Source organism: Thermomonas sp. (assembly GCF_047606765.1).
Classification (GTDB): Bacteria; Pseudomonadota; Gammaproteobacteria; order Xanthomonadales; family Xanthomonadaceae; genus Thermomonas.
In genome coordinates, this window is the sequence record NZ_JASGED010000122.1 from 1 (window position 1) to 26121 (window position 26121).

The following is a 26121-nucleotide window of genomic DNA, read 5'->3' on the forward strand; positions in this document are numbered from 1 at the left end:
TCCCTCTCCCCCGCTGGCGGGGGAGAGGGTGCCGAAGGCGGGTGAGGGGGCGCGCAGCACGCTCTCGCAATCCGGCAAACCCATGCGCACCCAGCCACCGGGCGTGACCGCCAGCGGCCAGCCGGAACAACTCAAGGGCGTGCGCCGCAACATGGCCCGGGTGATGGCCGATGCGCATGCGCAGGTGGTGCCGACCACATTGGTCGATGATGCCGACCTGCATGCATGGCTCGGCAGGCAGGACATCACCGCGCGCCTCGTCCGCGCCATCGTGGCTGCCTGCAAGGCCGTACCCGCGCTCAACGCATGGTTCGACGGCGGCAACCTCACCCGCACCCTGCATCCGCATGTCGATATCGGCATCGCGGTGGATACCGACGATGGCCTATTCGTGCCGGCGCTGCGCAATGCCGACATGCTGGACGCAGCCTGCGTGCGCGCCGCGATCAAGCGCCTGCGCACGCAGGTGGAAGATCGCAGCATCCCGCCGTCGGAACTGGCCGGCTACACCATCAGCCTGTCCAACTTCGGCATGTTCGCCGGCCGCTACGCCACGCCGGTGGTGGTGCCGCCGTGCGTGGCCATCGTTGGCGCGGGCAAGCTGTCCTTTGATGTGGTGGCGGTGATGGGCGGCATCGAAGTACATCGCCGCATGCCGATCAGCCTGACCTTCGACCACCGCGCCTGCACCGGCGGCGAAGCGGCGCGCTTCCTTGCTGCGTTGCTGGATGATTTGGCGCAACCGAACTAAAAACTCCGTCGCCCCGGCGAAAGCCGGGGCCCAGCTCTTCTGCCATTTCCGAAAAAGGCTGGATTCCGGCTTCCGCCGGAATGACAGCATCAGAGAATCCACCATGACCCATCGCAGCCGCCTTTCCGGCTTCATCATCGACTGCAACACCGGCGACCTTGATGCCGCTGCGGATTTCTGGGCGCAGGCGCTGGGCTGCACCGTCGCCGACCGCAATGCCGGCCACGACGCCGCCGAATACCAGATGTTCGGCAACACGCCTGGTGACCTGCACATCGAAGTGCAGAAGGTCGATCATCCATCGCGCGTGCATCTGGACATCGAAACCGATGATGTCGATGCCGAGGCCAACCGGCTGGAAACACTGGGCGCGAAGAAAATAGCGTTCGTGCATCGCTGGTGGGTGATGGAAGCGCCGACCGGGCAGCGGTTCTGCGTGGTCAGGACGAAATACCCGGAGCGCGGCGTTGCGTGGAACGACTGGGATTAGGTGAGTCCTGCCTTTGCTCGTCATACCCGCCATTCGCGGGAATGACGAGCAGTTCTAACGCGCAACCAACAATTTTCGGCGCAGCCAGAACGCACCGCCCAGCACGGCAAGGAACACGCCGTAGCCAACCGAAGTCGCCAGAATCTGCGGCCACAGTTGGCCGTAGCTGCGATCGGCGACACCGAAGCTCCAATGCAGGCTGAGCAGGCAACCGATGAAGGCAAGCGCGAGTGCGGCCACATCGAACAAACGCCTGCGCGCATCACGCGGCTGGCGTGGATAGCACCAGTACAGCGTGGCAAGGATCAGGAACCACGGCGCGAACAGGATCAGTGCCAACGCCGGCTGCGCGGCGACATTGCTCATGCCTTGCCGGCCTCGCCCTCCAGTTGCGCGGCGACGAAGGCGGCCAGCGCGGCGTTCACTTCCTCGTCGCTCACGCCCTCGCCCAGCATGAAGTCGCTGGCCGCATCGCCCACTTCACCCTGCTTGATCGCGGCGATGCGCTGGCCGGCATCGCGCGGCGAGGCAAAGCCCACGCTCTGCAACAACACGCGCTCGCCCTGCACCAGCTTGAAATAGAACTTGCCGTCGGCGTCGCGGTATTGCTTGAACACGGGCACCGCGCCCGCTTCCTTCTTCGCAGGCCTCACATCGGCAACGGCGACTTGCGACAGGTCACGCAGGCCCACGGCTTCGCGCAGGCGCAGCAGCGCGGGCGTGGCATGCACGGCGCGCAGGCGTGCGGCACCGTCGCGCAGGATCGCTTCGATCTCGGCAGGTTTCGCCATCAATGCCTCGTACTTCTCGCGCAGCGGCGCGACCTCCGCATCGATGCGCTCGAAAAGCTTCTGCTTGGCATCGCCCCAGCCGATGCCGTCGGCAAAGGCCTGCGCGAACGCGGCGGTTTCTTCCGGCGTGGCGAAGGCCTGATACAACTGGAACAGCGCGGAGCCTTCGGTGACCTTCGGTTCGCCCGGTGCGCGCGAATCGGTGAGGATGCCGGCAATCAGCTTCTTCAACTCGCCGCGCGGCGCGAACATCGGGATGGTGTTGTTGTAGCTCTTGCTCATCTTGCGGCCATCCAGGCCCGGCAAGGTCGCAACAAAGTCGTCCACCGCCGCTTCCGGCAGGACAAAATACTCATCGCCATACACATGGTTGAAACGCTGGCCGAAGTCGCGCGCCATCTCGATGTGCTGCACCTGATCGCGGCCCACCGGCACCTTGTGCGCGTTGAACAGCAGGATGTCGGCGGCCATCAGCACCGGGTACATGAACAGGCCGGCGGTGATGCCGGCATCGTCGTCCTCCCCCTCGGCGCGGTTCTTGTCCACCGCCGCCTTGTAGGCATGCGCGCGATTGAGGATGCCCTTGCCGGCCACGCAGGTCAGCAGCCAAGTCAGTTCCGGGATTTCCGGGATGTCGGACTGGCGATAGAACCAGACCTTGTCCGGCTCCAGCCCGCAGGCCAGCCACGCCGCTGCGATTTCAAGCGTGCTGCGCTGGGTGCGCGCCGGGTCCTGCGCCTTGATGAGGCTGTGGTAGTCGGCGAGGAAATAGAAGCTCTCTGCATCCGGCGCGCGCGAGGCGGCAATCGCCGGGCGGATGGCGCCGACGTAGTTGCCGAGGTGCGGGGTGCCGGACGTGGTGATGCCGGTCAGGACGCGGGTCTTGCTCATGCGATGAACGTCGTCGAAACGAAAAATCGGTTGCACAGTGTACCCGCGCATCCCATGACCCCATCCGCCGGACGTGTGCGTTGACATGGACGCAGCGCAATTCCTGCGCTTTCGGAGACACCGCCATGATCCGCCGCCTGCTGCTTGCCCTTGCCCTGACCACCGCCGCGATGCCCGCCTTCGCGCGCGAGCTCGCGCGTCCACCCCTGCCCCGCCCGCTGGTGGAGCTTGACGTGATCGACCGCGACACCGGCCACGCCCTGCCCGAATACCGCCATCGCGGGCAGGACTGGATCGCCGGCACGCCCGGCCATCGCTATGCAGTGCGCCTGACCAACAACACCGGCGAGCGCGTGCTGGTGGTGCTGTCTGTCGATGGCGTCAATGCCGTGAGCGGCCAGACCGCCGCGCCTTCGCAGGCCGGCTACGTGCTTGATCCGTGGGAAAGTGCGGAGATCGCCGGCTGGCGCAAGTCGTTGAATGACATCGCGCAATTCGTGTTTACCGACCTGCCGGACAGCTACGCCGCGCGCACCGGCCGTGCGGACAACGTGGGCGTGGTGGGGATCGCGGTATTCCGCGAGCGTCGCACGGTGTATGCGCCACCCGCGCCGCCTTCACCACCGGTTGCGATGGGCCGGCAGCGCGAAGCCGCCAAGGCCGGCGCACCGGCCAGCGCCGACCGCGCGGTGGCCGCAGAAGCGATGCCGCAACGCATCGGCACCGGCCACGGCCAGCATGAGTTCTCGCCAGTGGGCCAGACCGAGTTCATCCGCGCAAGCAGCGCGCCGCAGCAGCTCAGCCAGATCCGCTATGACGATACAAGCGCTCTGGTGGCGATGGGCATCCTGCCGCGTCCGTATCGGCAGTATGCGCAGGACACGCCGCGTGCGTTCCCCGGCGGTTTCGTCGCCGATCCGCCGCGCCACTGAAGCAGCATCCGCAAACGACGATGGCCGGCATGCGCCGGCCATCGTACGTGTACAAACAAAGCGGGCCAGGCATCCTGCCCGGCCCGCTGGCATCCCTGCGGTGCGCGCTTCCCTGTCAGTAACCGATCAGCACTTGCCGTCCTTGCAATCCTGCGCCTTGTCCTCAACCTTCTCGCCGACCTTCTGCACGTCCTTGCCGGCACCGGCAATCGTGTTGCAGGCGGTCAGCGCAGTGGTGGAAAACATCGCGAGCAGCAGCAGGGCGAATACACGCTTCATGGCATCTCCTTCGTCGGTTACCGGCACGCCGGCGTTGGTGCCCATTGAGCGTGCGCAGGCGTGAAGCCCGTGTGCAGCAATGCGGATTTTCCGAAACAGGAGATGAACGCCTGAAGCCAAGACGCCTCAATCACGCATCAAGGTCGATTTGCCGAACAGGCTTTCCACCAGATCCACCGCGAGCCGTGCGGTGGCATTGCGCTTGTCCAGCGCCGGATTCACTTCGACCAGATCCAGCGAGCCCATGCGTCCGGTGTCCGCCACCATTTCCATGATGAGCTGCGCCTCGCGGTAGTTCACGCCACCGGGTACGCGGGTGCCGGTGCCAGGCGCGATCGACGGATCGAGCATGTCCACATCGAAGCTGACATGCAGATGGGTATCGGCATCCACGCCCGCCAGCGCTTCCTCCATCACCCGGCGCATGCCGACCTCATCGATGTAGCGCATGTCGTAGATGTCCAGCGCGTATTCCTTGACCAGCCGCTTCTCTTCCGGATCAACCGAGCGGATGCCGATCTGCCGCACCTGCTGCGGGGTGATGGCCGGATGCATGCCGCCAAGATTTGTCAGCGCATCCGGCCCCATGCCGCACAGGCAGGTGACCGGCATGCCATGGATGTTGCCGCTGGGCGTGATTTCGCGGGTGTTGAAGTCGGCATGCGCGTCCAGCCACAGCACGCGCAGCTTCTTGCCGGTGTCGCGGCAGTGCGCGGCCACGGCGGCGATGGAACCGATGGCGAGGCAATGGTCGCCGCCCAGCATGATCGGCATGCGCCCGGCGCGCAGTTCGCGCGTGCTGGCATCGAACACCGCGCGGTTCCACGCGACCACTTCGTCCAGATGGCGATAACCGTCCACCGGCGGTGATACCGGGTTGCGCGGGCCAGACACGTCGCCGATGTCGCGTGCATCCACACCACGCGCGGCGATGGCTTCCACCAAGCCCGCAACGCGCAATGCTTCCGGGCCCATCGAAGCGCCACGACGCGATGCGCCAATGTCGGTGGGCACGCCGAATACGGAAACGGGCGGATGGCGATGCGTCATGGGCTCTTCCTCTGATCGGCGCTGCGGCACACACACGCAGGCGCTGGAATGGTGGTGCCGCTTATCCGAATCGAACGGATGACCTACCGCTTACAAGGCGGTTGCTCTACCAGCTGAGCTAAAGCGGCGCAGTGCAATTCTAGCCCGACCGCCGCCAGTCGCCCAAGCCCGGTTCAGCGCAAGCTGGCGCAGTCCAGTTCACGCGACGGCGCGACATTGCCCAGCGCGGCGCGGTTGGCGTTTGCCGGCAGGCGCGCATCCAGCCAGGCCTGTGCGGGCGTGTTGTCCAGCGACGCGGCCTGCGCCTCGACACCCTTGCCGCGCAATTCGGCCTGCCTGCGGCGTGCCGCTTCCTCGCTGCCATAGCGGCCCAGCGCGATGCTGTTGGCGTCCGCACCTTCGCGCATCACGTACAGATCACTGACGCCAGCGGCCTTGATCCGCTCGGCCATCGCGGTGGCGGCTTCACTGGACGCCTGCGGCGGCAGGAACACCTTCCAGCCGCGTGCCGAACGCGCGGCGGTGTCACGCGGGAGGGCATTGATGCCGAGGCCATTCAGCGCATTGCGCGCGGCATCGCGCGCGGCGGCATCGGCGAACGGGCCGAAGCGCAGGCAGACCGCCACCTGCGAAGGCGCGTCGATGGTTTCTGCAGGTGCGGGGATTGATGGTGCCGGCGGTTCCGGCACTGCGGGCGCAGCTGCTTCCGGCTTGGCGACCGGCACGGCTTCGCCCAGCAGGCGCAGCGTCGGTGTGTCCGGTGCCAGCGCAACCGATGGCGTCGCCTGCACGGGCGGATGCAGCAGCCACCACGCGGCAGCGCCCAGGTTGAGCGAGACAAGCATGACGATGGCGGCGCGCAGCAGCATGCGTGCAGTTTATGCGATGCGCAGCGCGTGCCAACGCGCCAGCCCGCGCAACACCGCATCCGGCTGCCAGCGATGCGCCGGCAGGCGGTCACGCAAGGCCGCAGCACCGCCGCCGTGCAGCACCAGCACGGGCCGCGCGCCAAGTGCCGCCTCAGCGGCCTGCAGGCTGCGTTCGATCAGGGCAAGCGCCGCACCTTCGCAGCCCGAAGCCAGCGCATGCACGGTGTCATCGGCGAACTCGGCGTACTGCCCGCCTTCCACGGGCAATTGCACGGCGCGCGCATGCAAGGCATCGCGCATCAGCATCGGCGAAGGCGCGATGCGACCGCCACGATGCAGGCCATCGGCATCCAGCAGGTCGATGGTGAGCGCAGTGCCAACACCAGCCACCAGCGCCGCGCCATTACCACACAGGCCCAGCATCGACAGGAAACGATCCACGCCAAGGTTCGCGGGCGTGGCATAGGCAATCCGCAGCGGCCCGAGCACGGCCTCGGTGTGTACGCGATGGATGCGCACAAAGCGCGTACACAACCCATCCAGCAGCGCCACCCGGCGCGCTTCGGAGGCCACGCTGGCGATGCAGGCCACATCGCCCGAAGGCAGCGCATCCCGCCATGCGTCGGTATCGCCGTGGGTGATCGCCAGCGTTTCGCCCAGCGTGCCATCTGCGCGCAGTTCGGCGCACTTCACGCGGGTATTGCCGAGATCGAACAGCCACACGCTCATGCGCGCACGCTCACATCGCCGGCATGCACGCGGCGTTCGTTGCCGGCGTCATCGCGCACGCGCAGCGCGCCGTCATCGGCGATGCCCAGCGCAACAGCGGGCCACACACCGCCGGCTTCATGGATGGAAACCGCGCGTCCGGCCAGCACGTCACAGGCCGCGTAGCGCGAAAGAAACGGCGCAAGTCCCTGCGCATCGAACCGGTCCAGCGCCGGCAGCAGATGCGCCAGCACGCCGGCCACCACTGCGTTGCGCGAAACAAACTGCGGCGACAACGATGCAAGCTGCGTCCAAGGTTGGTCGATGCCGGCAGCGAAGGCTTCGGGCATGCGCACGTTCAAGCCGATGCCGATCACCGCGCGCGCCGCGCCTGCGGCCTCGCCACCGCCTTCCACCAGCAGCCCGCCGAGTTTGCGCAGGCCATCGTCTTCGACCACCACCAGATCGTTCGGCCACTTCAGTCCGACCTGCGCGAAGCCCAGCGCGTGCAGCGCTTCGCAGACCGCGATGCCGGCCACCAGACTCAGGCCACCCAGCCGCGCCAGCCCGCCATCGAAGTGGCGCGCGACCGACAGATACACATGCGCAGCCAGTGGCGAGGCCCAGCCGCGCCCACGCCGCCCGCGTCCACCGGTCTGGCGTTCGGCCAGCAGTGCCGCGCAGCCCTGCGCTGGCGTTTCGCGACGCAGCAGTTCGCTGTTGGTCGAATCCAGCGACCACGCCACGTCCAGTTCAGCGGGCCGCGCATGCGCAGGCAACGCGGCGAGGATGGCATCGGCATCCTGCAGATCCAGCGCTTGTTCCAATGCATAACCGCGCCCCGGCGATGCGTTGATGGCGATGCCCGCCTCGCGCAATGCGGCGATCCGCTTCCACACCGCCGCGCGGGTCAGGCCGGCTTCGCGCGCCAGTGCATCACCGCTGACCGCACCTGCGGACAGGCGTTGCAGCAATTCGCGTTCGCGCAGGGATTCGGCCATCGCGTCAGTAGCGGCTGCGTCCGCGCAGGCGATGCAGCAGGCGCGCGCGTTCAAAGCGCGATTCATTGCCCTGCCACAGCCGGCGGAGGTTTTCGCGATGGCTGAACACAACGAACAGCGCCACGCCGATGCAGAACGCCATGCGCGCAGGGCTGGCATCGAACCACCATGCCCACAGCGGCATGCAGGCTGCCGCGATCACGGTGGCAAGACCGACGTAGCCGGTTGCCACCAGCAGCACGCCCCATGTCGCGATCAGCAGCGGCACGATCCACGGCCACAGCACCAGCAATCCGCCGATGGCCGTCGCCGCGCCCTTGCCACCGCGAAAGCCATGCCAGATCGGCCAGACGTGGCCGACCACGGCCAGTGCCGCCGCCAGATAGCCGTGCGCGGTGACGCTCAATCCGGTGCCGACCGGCGCAAGCCGCAGCGCCAGCCAGGCCGCAAGCGCACCCTTGGCGATGTCGATGACGACCACGCCCACGGCGAACTTCCAGCCCAGCGTGCGCAGCGCATTGGTGCCACCGGCATTGCCGCTGCCATGCTGGCGGATGTCCACGCCGCGCAGGCGACCCAGCAGCAGGCTGCCCGACACCGAACCGATCAGGTAGGCAGCGAGCATCAGCAGTCCGGTCTGGACGGGCGTGGGGAGGAAATCCGGCATCGCGCGATGATACGTGGCCGGCGCGCTCAGGTTGGCGCGGGTTGCAGTCCGACGACCAGCGTGCCCGGCCCGGCATGTGCGCCCACCGCCGGCCCGACTTCAAGCAGATGGGCCTCGGTGACCGGCAGGCGCTCACGCAGCGCAGCCAGCAGGCGCTCGCCGTCGGCCCGCGCATCGGCATGGCCCACGATCACCCGCCAGCCGCCACCATCGGGCAGGCGTTTTGCGATGTAGCGCGCGAATGCTTCCGGCGCGCGGCTGCGCGCAAACAGGCCACCCGCCACCTTCAATCGGCCCTGCGCATCCATCGCGGCAATCGGGGTCAACCCGCTCCATCGCACCAGCGGCCCGGCCCAGCGCGGGATGCGCCCGCCCCGCACCGCATGCGAGATGTCGCGCGCCAGCGCCCATGTGCGGGTGAGTGGACGCAGACGCTGCAATTCGGCAGCGATGGCATCGGCATCCAGACCCGCCTGCGCCAGTTCGCCCGCGCGCCATGCCAGCAGCGCCTGTCCCGCACAGACATGGCCGCTGTCGATGCAGCGCATCGGCTTGTCCTGCCCGCGCGCGGCGGTTTCACCCGACTGCAGGGTACCCGACAGCGCACGCGACACGCCCACATAGACGCCACCGCGCTGATGCGCCAGCACATGCCCGAACACGCGGCGGAAATCGCCGGGCGGCGGCTGGCTGGTCTGCGGCAGTTTTTCGCTTGCGGCCATGCGCCGGTAGAACTCGGCGGCGGTCAGGCCCAGCCGGTCCAGGTAATCGCGCCCGTCCAGGCTGACCCGCACCGGCACGATGTGGATGTCGAAGCGTTCCGCCAGTTCCACCGGCAAGTCGGCGGCGCTGTCGGTGATGACACCCACCCGATCCGGCATCGCCGCGCTGCGCTGCTGCAGCAGCATGTCGTCGGCCTTCATCGCATCGACATTGCCGAACGCCGCGCAGGCATCAAACAACATCTGCGGCATGCCCGCATGGCCGTGTACGCGCACCCGCGCGGCGCTGCCGGCGACCACCAGCGAATCGATGCCCCGTGCAGCCAGCGCAGCGCGCAGTGCGTCGCGATCAATATGGGTGCCGGTCACCAGACATTCGGTACACCAGCGGCGCGCGGGATCGACGTCCTCATGCACGTGCGGCACATGGCCGGCATCGTGCGCAGTGACTGCGCCGCCCTGCATGCGCAGTGCGCGCGGGCCACCCTCGATGTAGTCGGCGATACCTTCCAGCCAGTCCACGAAGCCCTGCGCGCCGGCATCCACCACGCCTGCCTTCTGCAGCAGGAGCATCTGCTTCGGGGTATCGGCCAGCGCGCTGCGGGCGCGTTGCAGGGCGCGTGCGAAACCACCGCGCAGGTCGCCGGGCTGCTGCCGCGCCGCATCGCCCAGTGCATCGGCAAACGCCGCGATCACGCTCAGGATGGTGCCTTCCACCGGCTGCGCCAGCGCTGCACGCGCACTGTCCGCACCGCGCCGCACGGCAACGGCCAGCGTGGCCGCACCCAGCGCATGCGTATCGCGCGCCTGTTCGGCCAGACCCACGAAAAATTGCGCCATGATCGCGCCGGAATTGCCGCGCGCACCGTCGATGGCGTCATTGCCCACCGCGTCCAGCAGCGCGCCGGCGTGCCGGCTGCGACGGGCCAGCGCACCCTGCAACACATGGCCCAGGGTCGCCGCCAGATTGCTGCCGGTATCGCCGTCGGCCACCGGAAACACATTGATGCGATTGAGCTCCTCGCGCGCGGCGATGACCCGACGCGCGCCGGAAATCAGGGCGCGGCGCAGGGCCGGAGCGGAGATGGCAGACGAAACGGCAGCATCCATGCGACCGGAGTCTGCCCGCATTCAGGCCAGTGGCGCGCGCTGCGCCGCAGCATCCACCGCACGGGCCCGCGTTCAGCCGGAATCCTGCACGCCTTGGTATAGTGGCCGCTGGCTGCGCACCCGCGCCGCCCATGCCCCGGTGATCGCCATGCGCCTGCCCACGCTGCGTCGAATCCTGTTCTGCCTGATCCTGTCGATGGCGTGCAGCCACGCACTGGCCGCGCAGTCACGGCAGATGGATGCCGATGGCAGCAATGCCGACTGCCCGGACACCACCGCCAGCAGCGACAACCGCAGCGACGAAGCCAACCCGGAACCGCAGCCCGCCGCGCCTTCGGCCAGCCGTACGCAAAAGCCACGGGCCAGCGCAACTGCAACCCCGCGCAGCCGTGCGCCCGCCCCGCGCTGGCACAGCTTCCTGCCCGGGATGATCCGCTGATCTGAACCGATTGCTTCGCCCCGCGCCGCCCGGCCCGGTTTCGGTTACAAGCCCGGCGGCAGCTCCACCTCGAACTTCGCTCCGCCGAGTTCATCGGAACGCCCGACGCGCAAGTCGCCGCGATAGCTCTTGATGATGTCCTGCACGATGGCCAGGCCGATGCCATGGCCCTGCACGCGCTCGTCGCCGCGCACGCCACGTTGCAGCACACGGGCGATGTTGTCCTCGGCGATGCCGGGGCCATCGTCCTCCACCACCACGCGCAGGCCCGGGCGGCGACCGGCAAGATGCTCACCCTCGGCCACGGTCAGCAGCACCCGCGACTTCGCCCACTTGAAGGCATTTTCCAGCAGGTTGCCCAGCAGTTCCTGCAAGTCGCCGGTCTCGCCATGGAAGCGTGCCTCGGGCGCGATCTCGAACTCGCACAGCACGCCCTTGGCGGCATACACCTTTTCCAGCCCGACCACGATCTGTTCCGCATGCGGCTCGATCGCAATCGGCGCGGCAAACAACTGGTGACCGGAACGCGCGGCGCGCGCCAGCTGATAGCCGACCAGATCATTCATGCGCCGCAACTGGGTATCGACCTCGGCACGCAGTTCGTCCTCGCTCGCGCCACTGTCCAGCCGTGAACGCAGCACCGCCAACGGTGTTTTCAGGCTGTGTGCGAGATCGGCCAGCGTGTGGCGCTGGCGGTCGAGGTTCTGGCGTTCGCTGTCGATGAAGGCATTGATGCTGTCGGTCAGCGGTTCCAGCTCGCGCGGATGCGCCTCGCTCATGCCCGAGGCCGCGCCCATCTGCACGCGCTTGAGTTCGGCGATCACGTCGCGCAGCGGGCGCAGGCTCCAGCGCAGCACCAGCATCTGCAACAGCAGCAGCACCACGCCGGCACCACCGAGGTAACGCCACAGCGCGGCACGGAAGGCCTGCACCTGCCGCCCCAGTGCGGTGGTGTCTTCCAGGATATAGACGGTATAGGGGATTTCGCGCCCGCTGTTCTCATCGGTGGACAGCAGCCCGTAGCCGTAGCGATAGACCTGCCCGGGTTCGCCGCTGATCTGGATCAGCGGCAGCGGGCCTTCGAACACCTGCACGCCCGCCTCCAGCATCGGCGCTTCCGGCAGTTGCGGGCCTTGTGCGGAATCCGATTCCCATTGCCCGGATGTCAGCACGATCTGTGCGTACAGGCCGCTGCCCGGGCGCTTGAAGCGCGAATCAGGCGCGTCCCACGGCGGGATCACGCTGCCATCGCGGGCGAAGTCGCTGCCGGCATAGGCCAGCGCATAGCTGTGCAGGCGCTCGCGCACGCCACTTTGCGCAGTGCTCTGGAAGGCGCGATCCAGCGCGAAGCCGGCCAGCGCGAGGAAGGCGACCAAGCCAAGGCTGGCCGCCCACAACTGGCGCGATTGCAGCGAACGCGGCTGGGCGATGCGCAGCCGCCGTGGACGCGGCGGCGATGCCTGCGATTCGCCGGGCACCGGTGGCGCGGGCGTCATCCGCCAGCGCTCGGAATCAGTCGCCGCTGCGCGCGATGGCGAAGCGGTAGCCGCGACCGCGCACGGTCTCGATCGGCTTCAACGCGCCATCCGGGTCCAGCTTCTTGCGCAGGCGACCGATGAAGACTTCCAGCACATTGGAGTCGCGGTCGAAATCCTGCTGGTAGATGTGCTCGGTGAGGTCGGCCTTCGAGACCAGTTCACCGGCATGCATCATCAGGTATTCCAGCACCTTGTATTCGTAGCTGGTCAAATCGACATTGCTGCCGTTGACGCTGACCGTCTGCGCGGCCAGATCCAGCGCCACCGGGCCGCATTCCAGCGTCGGCTTGCTCCAGCCGGCAGCGCGACGCACCAGCGCATTGATGCGCGCCAGCAATTCCTCGACGTGGAACGGCTTGACCAGATAGTCGTCGGCACCCTGCTTCAGGCCATCGACCTTGTCCTGCCAGCTGGAACGCGCGGTCAGGATCAGCACCGGGAACTTCTTGCCCTCGTCACGCAGGGCCTTGATGAGTTCCATGCCGGACATCTTGGGCAGGCCAAGGTCGATGATGCCGACATCGAACGGCACCTCGCGGCCCATGTACAGGCCTTCCTCGCCGTCCTGTGCGGCATCCACGGCATAGCCTTCGCGCTTCAGGCGGGCGGCAAGGGTTTCGCGCAGCGGGGCTTCGTCTTCGACGAGCAGGATACGCATGTGACCTCCTCAGGATGGGGAACGAACGTCCGGCGTGGGCCAGCGTGCGTGATCAATCGTCATTGTCGCGTGCAGGCGGCGACGGACGGCGCGAATCAACGCCACGCGGCTGCCCGGTGTCGCGCTGTGCCGGATCCTGCATATAGACGCGCACGCGGCCCTGCCCGTCCACCACCTTGACCCGGTGCATGTCGCGCCCGTCGTACTGCACGCGCTCGGCGGACAGCACCTGGCCACGGGCATCGCGCTCGGCGCGGCGCACGGAATCGGACATGCCGCGCCGTTCGGGCGCTCTGTTGTCGCCGCCCTGCCCGTTGGCCGGCGGCGAAGGCTGCTGCTGCGCCCATGCCGAAGCCATCGGCAAGGCCGCGAGGGTCGCGGCAGCAAGCAGGTTGGGCAATGTGCGTGAACGGGACATGGCGTGCGTGGTTCCGGCTGTAACGGGTGCCATTCTTGGAAACGGGCGGTGAATCGCCCCTGAAGTTTCCTGAACAGGATAGCGCGCCATTCAGCCGCGCGCCTGCCCCGCGCCTTAATAGACCTCGCCGATGCAGCAGCGCAGCGAGCCGCCAGCGGCCTCGATGGCGTCCAGTGCCACCGTTTCGACCCGGAACCCGGCATCCGCCAGCAGCTTGCGATGGGCCGGCGACAGCGCCGCGCCGGCCCGGTCACTCATCCAGACGGTATCCGCCGACAGCGCGATGCAATTGCCGACGAAGGCGGCGTGTTCGGCCCCGTCGCAGACCACCGCGTGCGGGGCATACAGATCGGCGATGGCCGCGGCCACGGCAGGATCGGCAAAGCCGTTCGGACAAACCACCGCCGCGCGCCCGGCCAGCACCGCCAGCACCACATTGGCGTGGTATTCGCCGGGGGCCAGATCAAACAGCAAGGTCGCGCGCAGCCCGAACGCCTCGTGCATCAAGCGCGCGCCTTCCTCATCGCAGCGCTCGGACAGGCCGCAGAAACCCAGCCCGCGCGCACGGTCGATCACCAGTGCGCCGGTGAGTTCGCAGGTGTGCGGCTGCGCGGACAGGTCGATTTCGGCAAGACCGGCCACATCGCGGAAAAACGCGCGAATGTCGCCACGGGTGGCTTCGCGCTGGCGCACTTCATGGCGCATGCGCCCGACGATGTACGTCCCCGATGCGGTGCCAAACACGTTGTTGGGGAACACCGCATCCGGCGTGGCCGGATCACCGGCGAAGCAGACCGTCGGCAACACCTGCGAAATCGCGCGTTGCAGATTGCGATGCTGCATCGAGGCGCGCTGCGCATCGAACGCGGCGGCATCGGCCATGTAGGCATTGTCCTGCGCGGACTGCTCGGCCAGCCGAAACCCATCCGGCGCGACGAGGAAAGCAGCATGCGCGGTAGCCGGGCCGAAGTTCGGCTGCACGGCGCGCGCGAACGCAACAAATGCATCAAGGTCACGAGTGATCATGCGGCTTGCCTGTCGCGCCCGGTCAATGCCAGCGCCTGCTCCACCAGCGACCAGTCCGCGCCGGGCTTGTGCGCGCCTTCGCTCAATACCTGCCGGAATGAGCGCCCACCCGGCTGGCCGGCGAACAGACCCAGCACATGGCGGGTGATGTGCTTGAGGAACACGCCGCGTTCAAGCTGCGCTTCAACATACGGGCGATACGCACGCAGCAGTTCGGCACGCGTGCGCAATTCACCACCAAACCAGCGCACATCGAGCTCATGCAGCAGATACGGCGTGTGATAGGCCGCGCGCCCCAGCATCGCACCATCGACATGCGCCAGATGCGCCGTGGCTTCCGCACTGTCTGCGATGCCGCCATTGACGATCACCTGCAACTGCGGGCGCTCCGCCTTCAACTGATACGCCCAGTCATAGCGCAAGGGCGGCACCTCGCGGTTCTCCTTCGGCGACAAGCCCTGTAGCCATGCATTGCGCGCATGCACCACGAAGGTGACGCAACCGGCAGCGGCTACCTCGTCGATGAAGGCGAGGAAGCGCACCCAGTCGTGATCGTCATCCACGCCCAAACGACATTTCACCGTCACCGGCACATCGGGTACCGCCTCGATCATCGCCGCAACACTCTGCGCCACCAATCTCGGCTCACGCATCAGGCAGGCACCAAAGCGCCCCGCCTGCACGCGGTCGGACGGACAACCGCAGTTGAGGTTGATTTCATCGAAACCGGCATCCGCACCAATCCGCGCCGCCTGCGCCAGCAACTCCGGCTCGCTACCACCCAATTGCAACGCCACCGGATGCTCCGACGCATCCATCGCCAGCAAGCGCGTGCGGTCACCGTGGATCACCGCGTTTGCATGCACCATCTCGCTGTACAACCGCGCATGCGGTGCCAGCACACGATGGAAGGCACGGCAGTGGGAATCCGTCCAATCCATCATAGGAGCGACGGACAGGCGCAGGGAGTCCTCGTAGCGTGTTTTCCCACGCAACGCCGGGGCTTTGCCTGATTCCTTATGCGGACTGGTTGCGGTCATCGTTCGGTCATGCCGCAGCGCCGTGGCTGCAGTGGGGCGATAGGGTACATGGCCACAGGTTCGCATCCGTAGCGAACTGCCTCGCCATGAAAACCCAAGAATCTTGGGATTTTGATAACATGGCTACCGTTCTTAAATTCCTTGGCTACCGGGTCGTCATCTACTCGAACGATCATCGCCCGTGCCATGTGCATGTCATGAACGTTGAGCACGAGGCCATCTTCGAATTGCATTGCCCGCATGGCCCGCCCTCTCTGAGGGAGAACCATGGATCCAGAAAGGCCAGATTGAACCTGATCGCATCGCGCTTGCAGGACAACCTCAACCATCTGTGCAGGCAGTGGAGAAACATCCATGGCAATTACTGAACGTCAGATGCAGGCAGCCCGCAGGCGCGCGCAGGCGCTCAAAGCGCATGTGCCGCAGGCGACGGACGCTGCCTACAACCCGAATACCGGCCTGGTGTGCATCCGCTTGTCCAACGGCATCGTGATCGGATTGCCGGCCGCACAAACACTGGGACTGGAAACCGCCAGTACCGAAAATCTGTCAGCAATCCGCATCAGCCCCAGCGGCTATGGCATCCATTTTCCTAAACTGGATGTGGACATTTACCTGCCCGCGCTCATGGAAGGCATCTTCGGAACCAAGGCGTGGATGACAGAACGCGGTCGCAAGGGCGGTCAGGCGAAAACCAAGGCCAAGCAGGCTGCGGCACGTGCCAATGGCAAATTGGGTGGGCGTCCGCGCAAGAACGCCGACGCCGAACCCAAATCGAACCGAAGGGCGGCATAGCCGGGGAACAACGACGGGGTTGCACAGTCACGCCACCCGGCACAACGCATTGATCGGTTCAATCAAGATTGATCAATGCAAGCCACGGTGCCAGATTGGCTGCCGTCCGCGCGGCCCGTGAAGGCCTGCTGCGGGCACAGGCCAGCCTGATCCCGGACGCCCGCCATGAACACCGCTTCCAACCACCCGTTCCGCAAGCCGCTGCCCGGCACCACGCTCGACTGGTTTGATGCCCGCGCGGCGGTCGAAGCCATCCAGCCCGGCGCGTATGCCGGACTGCCCTACACCGCCCGCGTGCATGCCGAGAACATCGTGCGCAAGGCCGATCCTGCGATGCGCGATGCGTACCTGACGCAGTTGATCCAGCGCCGCCGCGACCTGGACTTCCCGTGGTTCCCGGCGCGCGTGGTCTGCCACGACATCCTCGGCCAGACCGCGCTGGTTGATCTTGCCGGCCTGCGCGATGCCATCGCCGAGCAAGGCGGCGATCCCGCAGCGGTGAACCCGGTGGTGCCGGTGCAGTTGATCGTGGATCACTCGCTGGCGGTGGAATGCGGCGGTTTTGATCCCGATGCGTTTGCGAAGAACCGCGCCATCGAGGACCGCCGCAACGAGGATCGCTTCCACTTCATCGACTGGACGAAGCTGGCCTTCGAGAATGTCGATGTGATTCCGCCGGGCAACGGAATCATGCACCAGATCAATCTGGAGAAGATGTCGCCCGTCATCTACGTACAGAATGGTGTCGCCTTCCCGGATACCTGCGTCGGCACCGATTCGCACACGCCGCATGTGGATGCGCTGGGCGTGATCGCCGTGGGCGTTGGGGGGCTGGAAGCGGAGAACGTGATGCTGGGCCGCGCCTCGTGGATGCGCACGCCGGACATCATCGGCGTGGAACTGGCCGGCAAGCCACAGCCCGGCATCACCGCCACCGACGTGGTGCTGGCGCTGACCGAGTTCCTGCGCAAGGAGAAGGTGGTTGGCGCGTATCTGGAATTCCGTGGCGAAGGCGCATCCGCACTGACAATCGGCGACCGCGCGACGATCAGCAACATGGCGCCGGAATACGGCGCGACCGCGGCGATGTTCTTCATCGACGACAACACGCTGGACTACCTGCGCCTGACCGGGCGCGAAGCAGCGCAGGTGCAACTGGTCGAAACCTACGCGAAAACCGCCGGCCTGTGGGCCGACGATCTTGCAAGCGCGCGATACGAACGCACGCTGCATTTCGATCTGTCCACCGTGGTGCGCAACATGGCCGGCCCCAGCAACCCGCATCGCCGGCTGCCGGTGAGCGACCTTGCCGAACGCGGCATCGCCGATGAAGCCAAGCTGCAAGCCGGCAAGGCCGAACAGGCAGCGGGTTTGATGCCGGATGGTGCGGTCATCATCGCCGCTATCACCAGTTGCACCAACACGTCCAACCCGCGCAACGTGATCGCCGCCGCGCTGCTGGCGCGCAATGCGAATGCACGCGGACTTGCGCGCAAGCCGTGGGTCAAGACCTCGCTCGCACCCGGCTCCAAGGCCGTGCAGTTGTATCTGGAGGAAGCTGGCCTGCTGCCGGAACTGGAACAACTCGGCTTCGGCATCGTGGCGTTTGCCTGCACCACCTGCAACGGCATGAGCGGCGCGCTGGATCCCGCGATCCAGCAGGAGATCATCGACCGCGACCTGTACGCCACAGCCGTGCTCAGCGGCAATCGCAATTTCGACGGGCGCATCCATCCGTATGCGAAGCAGGCGTTCCTTGCCTCGCCGCCGCTGGTGATCGCCTACGCCATCGCCGGCACCGTGCGCTTCGACATCGAAAAAGACGTGCTGGGGCATGATGCCGAAGGCAACGAAGTACGACTGAAGGACATCTGGCCGAGCGATGCCGAAATCGACGCGGTGGTACGCGCCAGCGTGAAGCCGGAGCAGTTCCGCAAGGTGTATGGCCCGATGTTCAACGTGCGCGTGGAGCACGGCGAACAGGTCAGCCCGCTGTACGACTGGCGTCCGATGAGCACCTACATCCGCCGCCCGCCCTATTGGGAAGGCGCGCTGGCCGGCGAACGCACGTTGCGCGGCATGCGCCCGCTGGCGGTGCTGGGCGACAACATCACCACCGACCATCTTTCGCCAAGCAACGCGATCCTGGCATCAAGCGCCGCAGGCGAATACCTCGCCAAAATGGGCCTGCCGGAAGAAGACTTCAATTCCTACGCGACGCATCGCGGCGACCATCTCACAGCGCAGCGCGCGACCTTCGCCAACCCCAAGCTCATCAACGAGATGGCGGTGGTCGATGGCGAGGTGAAGCAAGGCTCGCTGGCGCGCGTGGAGCCGGAAGGCAAGGTGATGCGCATGTGGGAAGCCATCGAAGCCTACATGCAGCGCAAGCAGCCGCTGGTCATCATCGCCGGCGCGGACTACGGGCAAGGTTCATCGCGCGACTGGGCAGCGAAGGGCGTGCGGCTGGCCGGTGTGGAAGCCATCGTTGCAGAGGGTTTCGAGCGGATTCACCGCACCAACCTGATTGGCATGGGCGTGCTGCCGCTGGAGTTCAAGCCGGGCGACACCCGCAAAACCTATGCCATCGACGGCACCGAAACCTTCGACGTGATCGGGCAGCGCACACCGCGTGCCGACCTCACCCTTGTCATCCATCGCAGCAGCGGCGAGCGCGTTGAAGTGCCCGTCACCTGTCGGCTGGATTCGGACGAAGAAGTGTCGATCTATGAAGCCGGCGGCGTGCTGCAGCGCTTCGCCCAGGACTTCCTTGCTGCAAACAAGGCCGCATGATTTTCCTCCCCCCGCTTGCGGGGAGAGGCGCTTGCACCCCATTCCCGCCCAGCGCACACTTCCATGGCAATTTTTGCCATAGGAGTCCGCCATGGCCACCATGAATATCTCCCTGCCCGACGAACTCAAGCAATTCGTCGATCAACAAGTCGCCGAGGGCGCATACGGCTCCAGCAGCGAATACCTGCGGGAATTGATTCGCCAGAGCCAGCGCGAAAAAGCCGCGGCCTTCCTGCGCCAGCTGATTGCGGAAGGACTCGCGTCCGGGCCTGCGGAGCCGGTGACGAAAGGCACCTTCCAGCAGATGCGCAAGGAATTGCGCGAACGGATGATGCGTGAAGCCGGTTGAATGGCGTCCACAAGCCCGCCGCGACGCAGCGGCAGCGGCGTATTGGTATGCACAGCAAGGTGGCCTGCCGCTGGGCGAAGCATTCCTGACGGAAGTGGACACCACGCTAGACCGCATCGCCCAGCACCCTGCCATCGGCTCCACCCGCCATGCCGAACAAGCGCCTGATCTGCCATCACTGTTGCGCTTTCTGCCACTCAGGCGTTTCGAACACCACCTTGTCTATTACATCGACCTGCCCGAGCACATCGAAGTCCTGCGCATCTGGCACGCCGCGCGTGGGTTGGCGGCGTTGATGGACGCCACCATGGATAACGACCTTGAATAACAACAAAGAAGCCGAACGGGCGGAGCTGCACAAGACCATCTGGCGCATCGCCAACGACCTGCGCGGCAGCGTCGATGGCTGGGACTTCAAGAGCTACGTGCTCGGCATGTTGTTCTACCGTTTCATCTCGGAGAACCTCACCGCCTACCTGAACGATGAAGCCCATCGTGCCGGAGAGAACGACTTCGACTACGCCGCGCTGTCCGACGCCGACGCCGAACAGGGCCGTGCCGAAACGGTCAAGGAAAAAGGCTTCTACGTCTTGCCCTCGCATCTGTTCGCCAACGTGCGCGAACGCGCGCGGCACGACGCCAATCTCAACGAAACCCTGTCCCGCGTGTTCAAGGACATCGAAGGCTCGGCCATCGGCGCGGACAGCGAGGACGATTTCAAGGGTCTGTTCGACGACCTCGACGTCAACAGCAGCAAGCTCGGTCCCACGGTCGCCAGGCGCAACGAAAAACTGGTGAAGCTGCTCGATGCCATCGGCGACCTGCCGCTCGGCAGCTTCACCGACAACACCATCGACCTGTTCGGTGATGCCTACGAATACCTGATGCAGATGTACGCCTCCACCGCCGGCAAATCCGGCGGCGAGTTCTACACGCCGCAGGAAGTCTCCGAACTACTGGCGCGCATCGCCGTCAGCGGCAAGACCGAGGTCAACAAGGTGTACGACCCAGCCTGCGGGTCGGGTTCGCTGCTGCTCAAATTCGCCAAGGTGCTGGGGCAGGACAAGGTGCGCCAGGGCTTCTACGGGCAGGAAGTCAATCTGACCACCTACAACCTGTGCCGCATCAACATGTTCCTGCACGACGTGAACTACGAGAAGCTCGACATCGCGCACGGCGACACGCTCACCGACCCCGCACACTGGGACGACGAGCCGTTCGAGGCCATCGTTTCCAATCCACCGTACTCCATCAAATGGGCGGGCGACAGCAATCCGTTGCTCATCAACGACCCGCGCTTCGCGCCTGCGGGCGTGCTTGCGCCCAAGAGCAAGGCCGACCTTGCCTTCACCATGCACATCCTGTCGTGGCTGGCGACCAGCGGCACGGCGGCCATTGTCGAGTTCCCCGGCGTGCTGTATCGCGGCGGTGCGGAACAGAAAATCCGCCAGTACCTGATCGACAACAACTTCGTCGATACCGTCATCCAGTTGCCGCCCGACCTGTTCTTCGGCACCACCATCGCCACCTGCATCATCGTGCTGAAGAAGTCCAAGCGCGACAACAGCACGCTGTTCATCGACGCCAGCGCCGAGTTCGTGCGCAGTGGCAACAAGAACAAACTCACCGAAGCGAACCAGAGGAAGGTGCTTGATGCCTTCACCGCTCGCAAGGATGTAGCGCACTTCGCCAAACTGGTCGAGAACGGCGACATCGCTGCCAACGGCTACAACATCGCCGTGTCGTCGTATGTCGAACAGGAAGATACGAGCGAAGCGGTGGACATCCAGGCGCTCAATGCCCGCATTGCGCAGATTGTGGCGCGGCAGGCCAAGCTGCGCACCCAGATCGACGCCATCGTGGCCGACCTGGAAGGAGCCGCCGAATGAGCAACAAGAAGATCGACGTGCAGGGAACTCCGGTCACGGTCTATTCCGACAAGGACATGGACTTCATCTCCCTGACCGACATGCTCAAGGCCAAGGACGGGGATTTTTTCATCTCCGACTGGCTGCGCAATCGCAACACCGTGGAGTTCCTGGGCATCTGGGAGCAGGTCAACAACCCCGATTTCAACTATGGCGGATTCGCCATAATTAAAATTCAGGCGGGCCTGAACAACTACAAGCTCAGCGTCAAGGAATGGGTGGAGCAGACCAACGCCATCGGCCTGACCGCCAAGGCCGGGCGCTACGGCGGCACCTACGCGCACAAGGACATTGCCTTCGAGTTCGGCATGTGGATCAGCGCCGAGTTCAAGATTTACCTCATCAAGGAGTTCCAGCGCCTGAAAGAGGCGGAAAGCGCGCAGCTTGGATGGGACATCCGCCGCAACCTGACCAAGATCAACTACCGCATTCATACCGATGCGATCAAGGCCAACCTGATTCCGCCGGAACTGACCCCCGCGCAAACCAATTTGGTCTATGCCAATGAAGCGGACTTGTTGAACATGGCGCTGTTCGGCAAGACCGCGAAACAGTGGCGGGACGAAAACCCCGACAACAAGGGCAACATCCGCGACGAAGCCAACGCCGCGCAACTGGTCTGCCTGGCGAACCTGGAAGACAAGGAAATCCGCTCGACCATCGAGCGCGCAATCAATTCCAGCCCGTCCCTGCGCAACAAGAAAGACCTCATCGAAGCGTTCGTGGATTCGGTTTCCCCGAAAGCCCAGGTAGATGCGGAATGGCAGGCGTTCGTCGCCAGGAAGAAGGTCGAGGAGCTTGACCGCATCATCGCCGACGAAGGCCTGAACCCGGACGAGACGAAAACGTTCGTGGACAACGCCTTCCGCGATGGCAGCATTCCGACCACAGGCACAGCCATCACCAAGATACTGCCGCCCGTCTCGCGGTTCTCCAGAAACAACAACCATTCGGCGAAGAAGCAAATGGTGCTGGAAAAGCTGGCAGCATTCTTCGAGCGTTATTTCGGGTTGAGCTGAAATACCTCTCTGCAAGCAGGGAGAACATCAGAAAAAAGAGCAATGCCATGACCACCTTCGCCTCCCAACTCCGCATCCCCGCCACCTACATGCGCGGCGGCACGTCGAAGGGCGTGTTCTTCAAGCTGGATGACCTGCCGGAGGCCGCGCGCGTGCCGGGTGCTGCGCGTGATGCGCTGCTGATGCGTGTCATCGGTTCACCCGATCCCTATGGCAAGCACACCGACGGCATGGGCGGGGCGACGTCGAGCACCAGCAAGGCGGTCATCATCGCGCCGGCGTCCGTGCCGGATCACGACGTGGACTATCTGTACGGGCAGGTCAGCATCGACACCGCGTTCGTGGACTGGTCTGGCAACTGCGGCAACCTGTCCACGGCGGTGGGGCCGTTCGCGATCGCCAACGGGTTCATTCCCGCCGCGCGCATTCCGCAGGACGGCAGCGTGACCGTGCGCATCTGGCAGGCCAACATCGGCAAGATCATCCTCGCGCATGTGCCGGTGACGAACGGACAGGTGCAGGAAACCGGCGACTTCGAGCTGGATGGCGTGACCTTTCCGGCGGCGGAGATCGTGCTGGAGTTCCTCGATCCATCGGACGACGGCGAGGCCGGTGGCGCGATGTTCCCGACCGGCAATCTGGTCGATGATCTCGACGTGCCGGGCGTGGGCACGCTCAGGGCAACAATGATCACCGCCGGCATCCCGACCGTGTTTGTCGATGCCGCCGCGATTGGCTATGACGGCACGGAATTGCAGCCGGCAATCAATGAGGACAAGGCCGCATTGGCGAAGCTCGAAGCAATCCGCGTGGCCGGTGCGCTGCGCATGGGGCTGATCCGTTCGCCGGAAGAAGCCGCCACGCGCCAGCACACGCCGAAGGTGGCGTTCGTCGCGCCGCCGAAGGATTACGTCTCGTCCAGCGGCAAGCGCATCGCCGCCGCCGACATCGACCTCAACGTGCGTGCGATGTCGATGGGCAAGCTGCATCACGCGATGATGGGCACGGCGTCGGTCGCCATCGCCACGGCGGCGGCGGTGCCGGGCACGCTGGTGAACATTGCCGCAGGTGGCGGCACGCGCGAGCGCGTGTGCTTCGGGCATCCCTCCGGCACGCTGGCGGTGGGCGCTTCGGTTGCACAGGTCGATGGACAGTGGACGGTCACGCGCGCGGTGATGAGCCGTAGTGCGCGGGTGCTGATGGAAGGCTGGGTGCGAATCCCGCAGGACTGACCGCGTAACGGGGGGAGCGCCAGCAGGCTTCCTCCTGTAGCGAAATCAAGGAGGAGGCAGCGGGCGCAAGCACGCTGCCGGGGGACATTCGCGTAAGGGGGAAGCCTGCTGGCGCATGCGACGCAAGCCGCAACCGCCCGCCCCTTCTGGATATTCATTCAATCGGCGTGACGCGCGATGGCGTCCAGTTCGCGCAGTGCCTGCGGCAATTCGCTGATGCCGGCGATGGCGCGCATGCGTTCACCGCCGTGGCGAAGCTCCGCTTCGGCCTCGTGCGCCCATGTCGTGTGGTAGGGCACATGCACGCCCCAGCCGCCCAGTTCCAGCACCGGTGCGATGTCCGAGCGCAGCGAATTGCCGACCATCAGGAAGCGCTTCGGCGTGACATCAAACTCCTCGAACAGGCGCGCGTAGGTACTCGCATCCTTCTCGCTGACGATCTCGATGCGACGGAACAGATCGGCCAGCCCGCTGTCGCGCACCTTCTGTTCTTGATGAAACAAATCGCCCTTGGTGATGAGCACCACCGGATGATTTTCCGCCACGGCTTCCACCGCTCCGCGCACGCCATCCAGCAGTTCAACAGGGTGACGCAGCAATTCCTTCGCCAGGCCGACGATGCGGTGCAGATCCTGCGCGCTGATGCGGGCATCGGTGATTTCCACCGCCGCTTCCACCATCGACAGCGCCATGCCCTTCACGCCATAGCCGAAAAACGCGATGTTGCGCTTCTCCACCGCATACAGCCGCTCGCCGACATCGGCCAGGTCAACATAGGCGGAGACGATGCGCTCGAAGCGCGCCTGCGCATCGTCGAAATAATCCTGGCTACGCCAGAGGGTGTCGTCAGCATCGAAGCCGACCAGCGCGATGCCGCGCGTGTTGTGTGTCTGCATCCGCGCAGTTTACGGCCTGCACAAAAGCAAAGGGCAGCCGAAGCTGCCCTCTGCACATGCCACACCGTGTCCGGTGGCGCGTCCTTGCTTGTTGTTGTGATGAACGTGGGGAATGGACGGCCCGGCCGCGTTACTTCTGCTCGGGCGTGGTTTCGGTCTTGCTCTTGTCGTTGGCCGCAAGCCAGGTCTTGTACTCGTCTGCGGTCAGCTCGCCATTGGCATCGGCATCCGCCTGCGGGAACACCTTGGCCAGGCTGTCCAGGGTGGCGACCTCGCTGGCGCTCAGGCTGCCGTTGCCATCGGCATCCAGATCATTCCAGCTCTTCTTCTGCTCCGGCTGGGCGGCGGCGTCCGCAGAAGTCTGCGCCTGCTGCGCTTCCGCTTCCTGCGGGGGCACCGACTGTTGCTTCTGTTGCTCCTGTGCCTGTGCGTCGGTGGCGCTCTGGGCGAACGCAGCCGGTGCAGCGAACGCCGCAGCAAGGGCAATGGACAGGATCGACAGGGTATTGGTCTTGCGCATGTGCTTCACCTCTTGTTCGTTCTGCGGGGGATCAAAACGGATCGGTTGGTTGGATGTGATCGCATGGCGCTTCGTCTGTTTCGACAACCGCGCAACGCAACGCACGATCCACACCTTACGGATCGGTTCTGAACATGTACTGCCCCGAAAACTGAACCTCCACGCGCACTTAACCACAGCGCGTGCGAACCGCGTTATTCGCGCGGCGCATTCACCTTCATGGCGCAGATGCAAGGCCAGTGCGATGCCGTTCGCATCAGGCCTTCTTCACGAACTCGGACTTCAGGCCCATCTGGCCCACGCCGTCGATCTTGCAGTCGATGTCGTGGTCGCCATCGACCAGACGGATGTTGCGCACCTTGGTACCCACCTTCACCACCAGCGAGGAACCCTTCACCTTCAGATCCTTGATGACGGTGACGGTATCGCCATCCTGCAGCACGTTGCCCACTGCATCCTTCACCACTTTCGTTTCCTCGGCGGCGTCTTCCTGCGTCATCGACCACTCATGCGCGCATTCGGGGCAGACGTAATTGCCGCCGTCCTCGTAGGTGTATTCGGAATTGCATTTCGGGCAGGACGGCAGTGTGGTCATCGCGTGGATCGCATCATCGTGTGGAGCCGCAATTCTACGCCGTCACGTACTGTAGCCGTGGTTGTGGCCTACCGCAGCCAGCGTCAGCAAGGTGAAGAAATCCTGACCGCGTGGCTGCGCCATGGGCGATCTTCACGCCATGCATGCCATGCCCGGGCCGACCATGCCGGCATCCCCCACTCGATGGACACGGCCATGACCGATCAGATTCTCATCGTCGATGACCAGCGCGACATCGCCGGCATGATGTCGGACTTGTTGTCCGACGCCGGCTACGCCACCCGCACCGCAGACAACGGACAGGAAGCGCTTGCCGCCGTGCAGGCCGACCCACCCGACCTGTTGCTGCTCGACGTACACATGCCGGAGCTGGACGGCTTCGAGGTTGCCACCATCCTGAAATCCGACCCGACCACCGCCACCATCCCGATCATCATGGTGTCGGCAGAGGAAGGACGCGGCGCGCGCCTGATCGGGCTGGAAAGCGGCGCCGAGGACTTCCTCAGCAAGCCTGTTGACCCGGCGGAACTGCTGGCAAAGATCCGCAACCTGCTGTTGCTGCGACAGCGCACGAAGCGCGCTGCGGTGCATTGATCGACAGCTCGATCGCCAAT

30 protein-coding genes and 1 tRNA gene are annotated in these 26121 nt (G+C 65.4%); 13 read left to right on the forward strand and 18 right to left on the reverse strand.

The genetic code is table 11. The features are described 5' to 3' along the window. Both QM612_RS11235 and QM612_RS11240 read left to right on the forward strand, forming a co-directional pair. Positions 1-751: dihydrolipoamide acetyltransferase family protein (locus QM612_RS11235; protein WP_415253972.1), on the forward strand; the 751-nt coding region annotated here is incomplete at its 5' end. A 103-nt stretch (positions 752-854) separates the two neighbouring features. Then, entirely contained in the window at positions 855-1241 is a 387-nt protein-coding gene (locus QM612_RS11240; protein WP_415253973.1) for a VOC family protein, read from the forward strand. 54 nt (positions 1242-1295) lie between these two features. On the opposite strand, the gene QM612_RS11245 is transcribed toward QM612_RS11240, so the two are convergent. Further along, positions 1296-1607, reverse strand: coding sequence for a hypothetical protein (locus QM612_RS11245; protein ID WP_415253974.1), 312 nt, complete (start codon positions 1605-1607; stop codon positions 1296-1298). Continuing rightward, complete coding sequence (locus QM612_RS11250) at positions 1604-2923, reverse strand: tryptophan--tRNA ligase (RefSeq protein ID WP_415253975.1); 1320 nt, start codon at positions 2921-2923, stop codon at positions 1604-1606. The genes QM612_RS11245 and QM612_RS11250 overlap by 4 nt, the downstream gene beginning before the upstream one ends. Before the next feature lie 170 nt (positions 2924-3093). On the opposite strand from QM612_RS11250, the gene QM612_RS11255 reads away from it, so the two are divergent. Further along, complete coding sequence (locus QM612_RS11255) at positions 3094-3855, forward strand: hypothetical protein (protein WP_415254017.1); 762 nt, start codon at positions 3094-3096, stop codon at positions 3853-3855. A gap of 126 nt (positions 3856-3981) precedes the next feature. Here the strand turns inward: QM612_RS11255 and QM612_RS11260 are convergent, their stop codons facing one another. The 8 genes from QM612_RS11260 to QM612_RS11295 form a co-directional block, all read right to left on the reverse strand. Beyond that, positions 3982-4134, reverse strand: coding sequence for an entericidin A/B family lipoprotein (locus tag QM612_RS11260; RefSeq protein WP_415253976.1), 153 nt, complete (start codon positions 4132-4134; stop codon positions 3982-3984). Between the two features lie 126 nt (positions 4135-4260). Beyond that, positions 4261-5184, reverse strand: coding sequence for an arginase (gene rocF, locus QM612_RS11265; protein ID WP_415253977.1), 924 nt, complete (start codon positions 5182-5184; stop codon positions 4261-4263). Between the two features lie 52 nt (positions 5185-5236). Further along, a tRNA-Thr gene (locus tag QM612_RS11270) sits at positions 5237-5312 on the reverse strand. Between the two features lie 45 nt (positions 5313-5357). Further along, positions 5358-6053, reverse strand: a complete 696-nt coding sequence (locus tag QM612_RS11275) for an SPOR domain-containing protein (RefSeq protein WP_415253978.1) — start codon at positions 6051-6053, stop codon at positions 5358-5360. 9 nt (positions 6054-6062) lie between these two features. Further along, complete coding sequence (locus QM612_RS11280; RefSeq protein WP_415253979.1) at positions 6063-6782, reverse strand: type III pantothenate kinase; 720 nt, start codon at positions 6780-6782, stop codon at positions 6063-6065. Then, a complete protein-coding gene (gene birA, locus QM612_RS11285) occupies positions 6779-7750 on the reverse strand; it encodes a bifunctional biotin--[acetyl-CoA-carboxylase] ligase/biotin operon repressor BirA (RefSeq protein WP_415254018.1) in 972 nt (323 codons plus the stop codon). Before birA ends, QM612_RS11280 begins: the two co-directional genes overlap by 4 nt. Positions 7751-7766: 16 nt before the next feature. Next, positions 7767-8429, reverse strand: coding sequence for a glycerol-3-phosphate 1-O-acyltransferase PlsY (gene plsY / locus QM612_RS11290; RefSeq protein ID WP_415253980.1), 663 nt, complete (start codon positions 8427-8429; stop codon positions 7767-7769). Positions 8430-8455: 26 nt separating this feature from the next. After that, a complete protein-coding gene (locus QM612_RS11295) occupies positions 8456-10261 on the reverse strand; it encodes a DegV family protein (RefSeq protein WP_415253981.1) in 1806 nt (601 codons plus the stop codon). A gap of 148 nt (positions 10262-10409) precedes the next feature. Here QM612_RS11295 and QM612_RS11300 point away from each other — a divergent pair, with 148 nt between their 5' ends. Next, positions 10410-10700, forward strand: coding sequence for a hypothetical protein (locus QM612_RS11300; protein WP_415253982.1), 291 nt, complete (start codon positions 10410-10412; stop codon positions 10698-10700). Between the two features lie 44 nt (positions 10701-10744). Here QM612_RS11300 and QM612_RS11305 read toward each other — a convergent pair whose 3' ends face one another. The 5 genes from QM612_RS11305 to dusA all read right to left on the reverse strand — a co-directional run bounded on the left by QM612_RS11305 (position 10745) and on the right by dusA (position 15281). Continuing rightward, positions 10745-12112, reverse strand: a complete 1368-nt coding sequence (locus QM612_RS11305) for an ATP-binding protein (protein ID WP_415254019.1) — start codon at positions 12110-12112, stop codon at positions 10745-10747. A 100-nt stretch (positions 12113-12212) separates the two neighbouring features. Beyond that, positions 12213-12896 (reverse strand): response regulator transcription factor, encoded by a 684-nt coding sequence (locus QM612_RS11310; protein ID WP_415253983.1) that lies wholly within the window; start codon positions 12894-12896, stop codon positions 12213-12215. A 52-nt stretch (positions 12897-12948) separates the two neighbouring features. After that, complete coding sequence (locus tag QM612_RS11315) at positions 12949-13314, reverse strand: PepSY domain-containing protein (protein ID WP_415253984.1); 366 nt, start codon at positions 13312-13314, stop codon at positions 12949-12951. A gap of 114 nt (positions 13315-13428) precedes the next feature. After that, entirely contained in the window at positions 13429-14340 is a 912-nt protein-coding gene (locus QM612_RS11320) for an arginine deiminase-related protein (protein ID WP_415253985.1), read from the reverse strand. Next, positions 14337-15281 (reverse strand): tRNA dihydrouridine(20/20a) synthase DusA, encoded by a 945-nt coding sequence (gene dusA, locus QM612_RS11325; RefSeq protein WP_415253986.1) that lies wholly within the window; start codon positions 15279-15281, stop codon positions 14337-14339. Before dusA ends, QM612_RS11320 begins: the two co-directional genes overlap by 4 nt. 185 nt (positions 15282-15466) lie before the next feature. Between dusA and QM612_RS11330 the strand changes: the two genes are divergently transcribed. From QM612_RS11330 to prpF, 8 genes are all read left to right on the forward strand, one after another. Next, on the forward strand, positions 15467-15748 hold the full coding sequence (locus QM612_RS11330; protein WP_415253987.1) for a DUF4160 domain-containing protein: 282 nt from the start codon (positions 15467-15469) through the stop codon (positions 15746-15748). 7 nt (positions 15749-15755) lie between these two features. Next, positions 15756-16175: a DUF2442 domain-containing protein gene (locus tag QM612_RS11335; protein WP_415253988.1), complete on the forward strand. Its 420-nt coding sequence runs from the start codon at positions 15756-15758 to the stop codon at positions 16173-16175. Between the two features lie 165 nt (positions 16176-16340). Next, a complete protein-coding gene (gene acnD / locus QM612_RS11340; protein WP_415253989.1) occupies positions 16341-18968 on the forward strand; it encodes a Fe/S-dependent 2-methylisocitrate dehydratase AcnD in 2628 nt (875 codons plus the stop codon). A gap of 91 nt (positions 18969-19059) precedes the next feature. Further along, entirely contained in the window at positions 19060-19317 is a 258-nt protein-coding gene (locus QM612_RS11345; RefSeq protein WP_415253990.1) for a type II toxin-antitoxin system ParD family antitoxin, read from the forward strand. After that, a complete protein-coding gene (locus tag QM612_RS11350) occupies positions 19304-19645 on the forward strand; it encodes a type II toxin-antitoxin system RelE/ParE family toxin (RefSeq protein ID WP_415253991.1) in 342 nt (113 codons plus the stop codon). Before QM612_RS11345 ends, QM612_RS11350 begins: the two co-directional genes overlap by 14 nt. After that, a complete protein-coding gene (locus tag QM612_RS11355; RefSeq protein ID WP_415253992.1) occupies positions 19638-21206 on the forward strand; it encodes a type I restriction-modification system subunit M in 1569 nt (522 codons plus the stop codon). The genes QM612_RS11350 and QM612_RS11355 overlap by 8 nt, the downstream gene beginning before the upstream one ends. Beyond that, positions 21203-22264, forward strand: coding sequence for a type I restriction endonuclease subunit R, EcoR124 family (locus QM612_RS11360; RefSeq protein WP_415253993.1), 1062 nt, complete (start codon positions 21203-21205; stop codon positions 22262-22264). Before QM612_RS11355 ends, QM612_RS11360 begins: the two co-directional genes overlap by 4 nt. A gap of 47 nt (positions 22265-22311) precedes the next feature. Beyond that, positions 22312-23496, forward strand: coding sequence for a 2-methylaconitate cis-trans isomerase PrpF (gene prpF / locus QM612_RS11365; protein ID WP_415253994.1), 1185 nt, complete (start codon positions 22312-22314; stop codon positions 23494-23496). 158 nt (positions 23497-23654) lie between these two features. Here prpF and QM612_RS11370 read toward each other — a convergent pair whose 3' ends face one another. The 3 genes from QM612_RS11370 to QM612_RS11380 form a co-directional block, all read right to left on the reverse strand. Next, positions 23655-24392 (reverse strand): HAD family hydrolase, encoded by a 738-nt coding sequence (locus QM612_RS11370; protein WP_415253995.1) that lies wholly within the window; start codon positions 24390-24392, stop codon positions 23655-23657. Between the two features lie 130 nt (positions 24393-24522). After that, positions 24523-24912 carry an EF-hand domain-containing protein gene (locus QM612_RS11375; protein WP_415253996.1) on the reverse strand — a complete coding sequence of 130 codons (390 nt, stop codon included), beginning with the start codon at positions 24910-24912 and terminating at the stop codon, positions 24523-24525. 256 nt (positions 24913-25168) lie between these two features. Further along, a complete protein-coding gene (locus tag QM612_RS11380) occupies positions 25169-25507 on the reverse strand; it encodes a zinc ribbon domain-containing protein YjdM (protein ID WP_415253997.1) in 339 nt (112 codons plus the stop codon). A 195-nt stretch (positions 25508-25702) separates the two neighbouring features. Between QM612_RS11380 and QM612_RS11385 the strand changes: the two genes are divergently transcribed. Further along, positions 25703-26101, forward strand: a complete 399-nt coding sequence (locus QM612_RS11385) for a response regulator (protein WP_415253998.1) — start codon at positions 25703-25705, stop codon at positions 26099-26101. Positions 26102-26121: the final 20 nt, after the last annotated feature.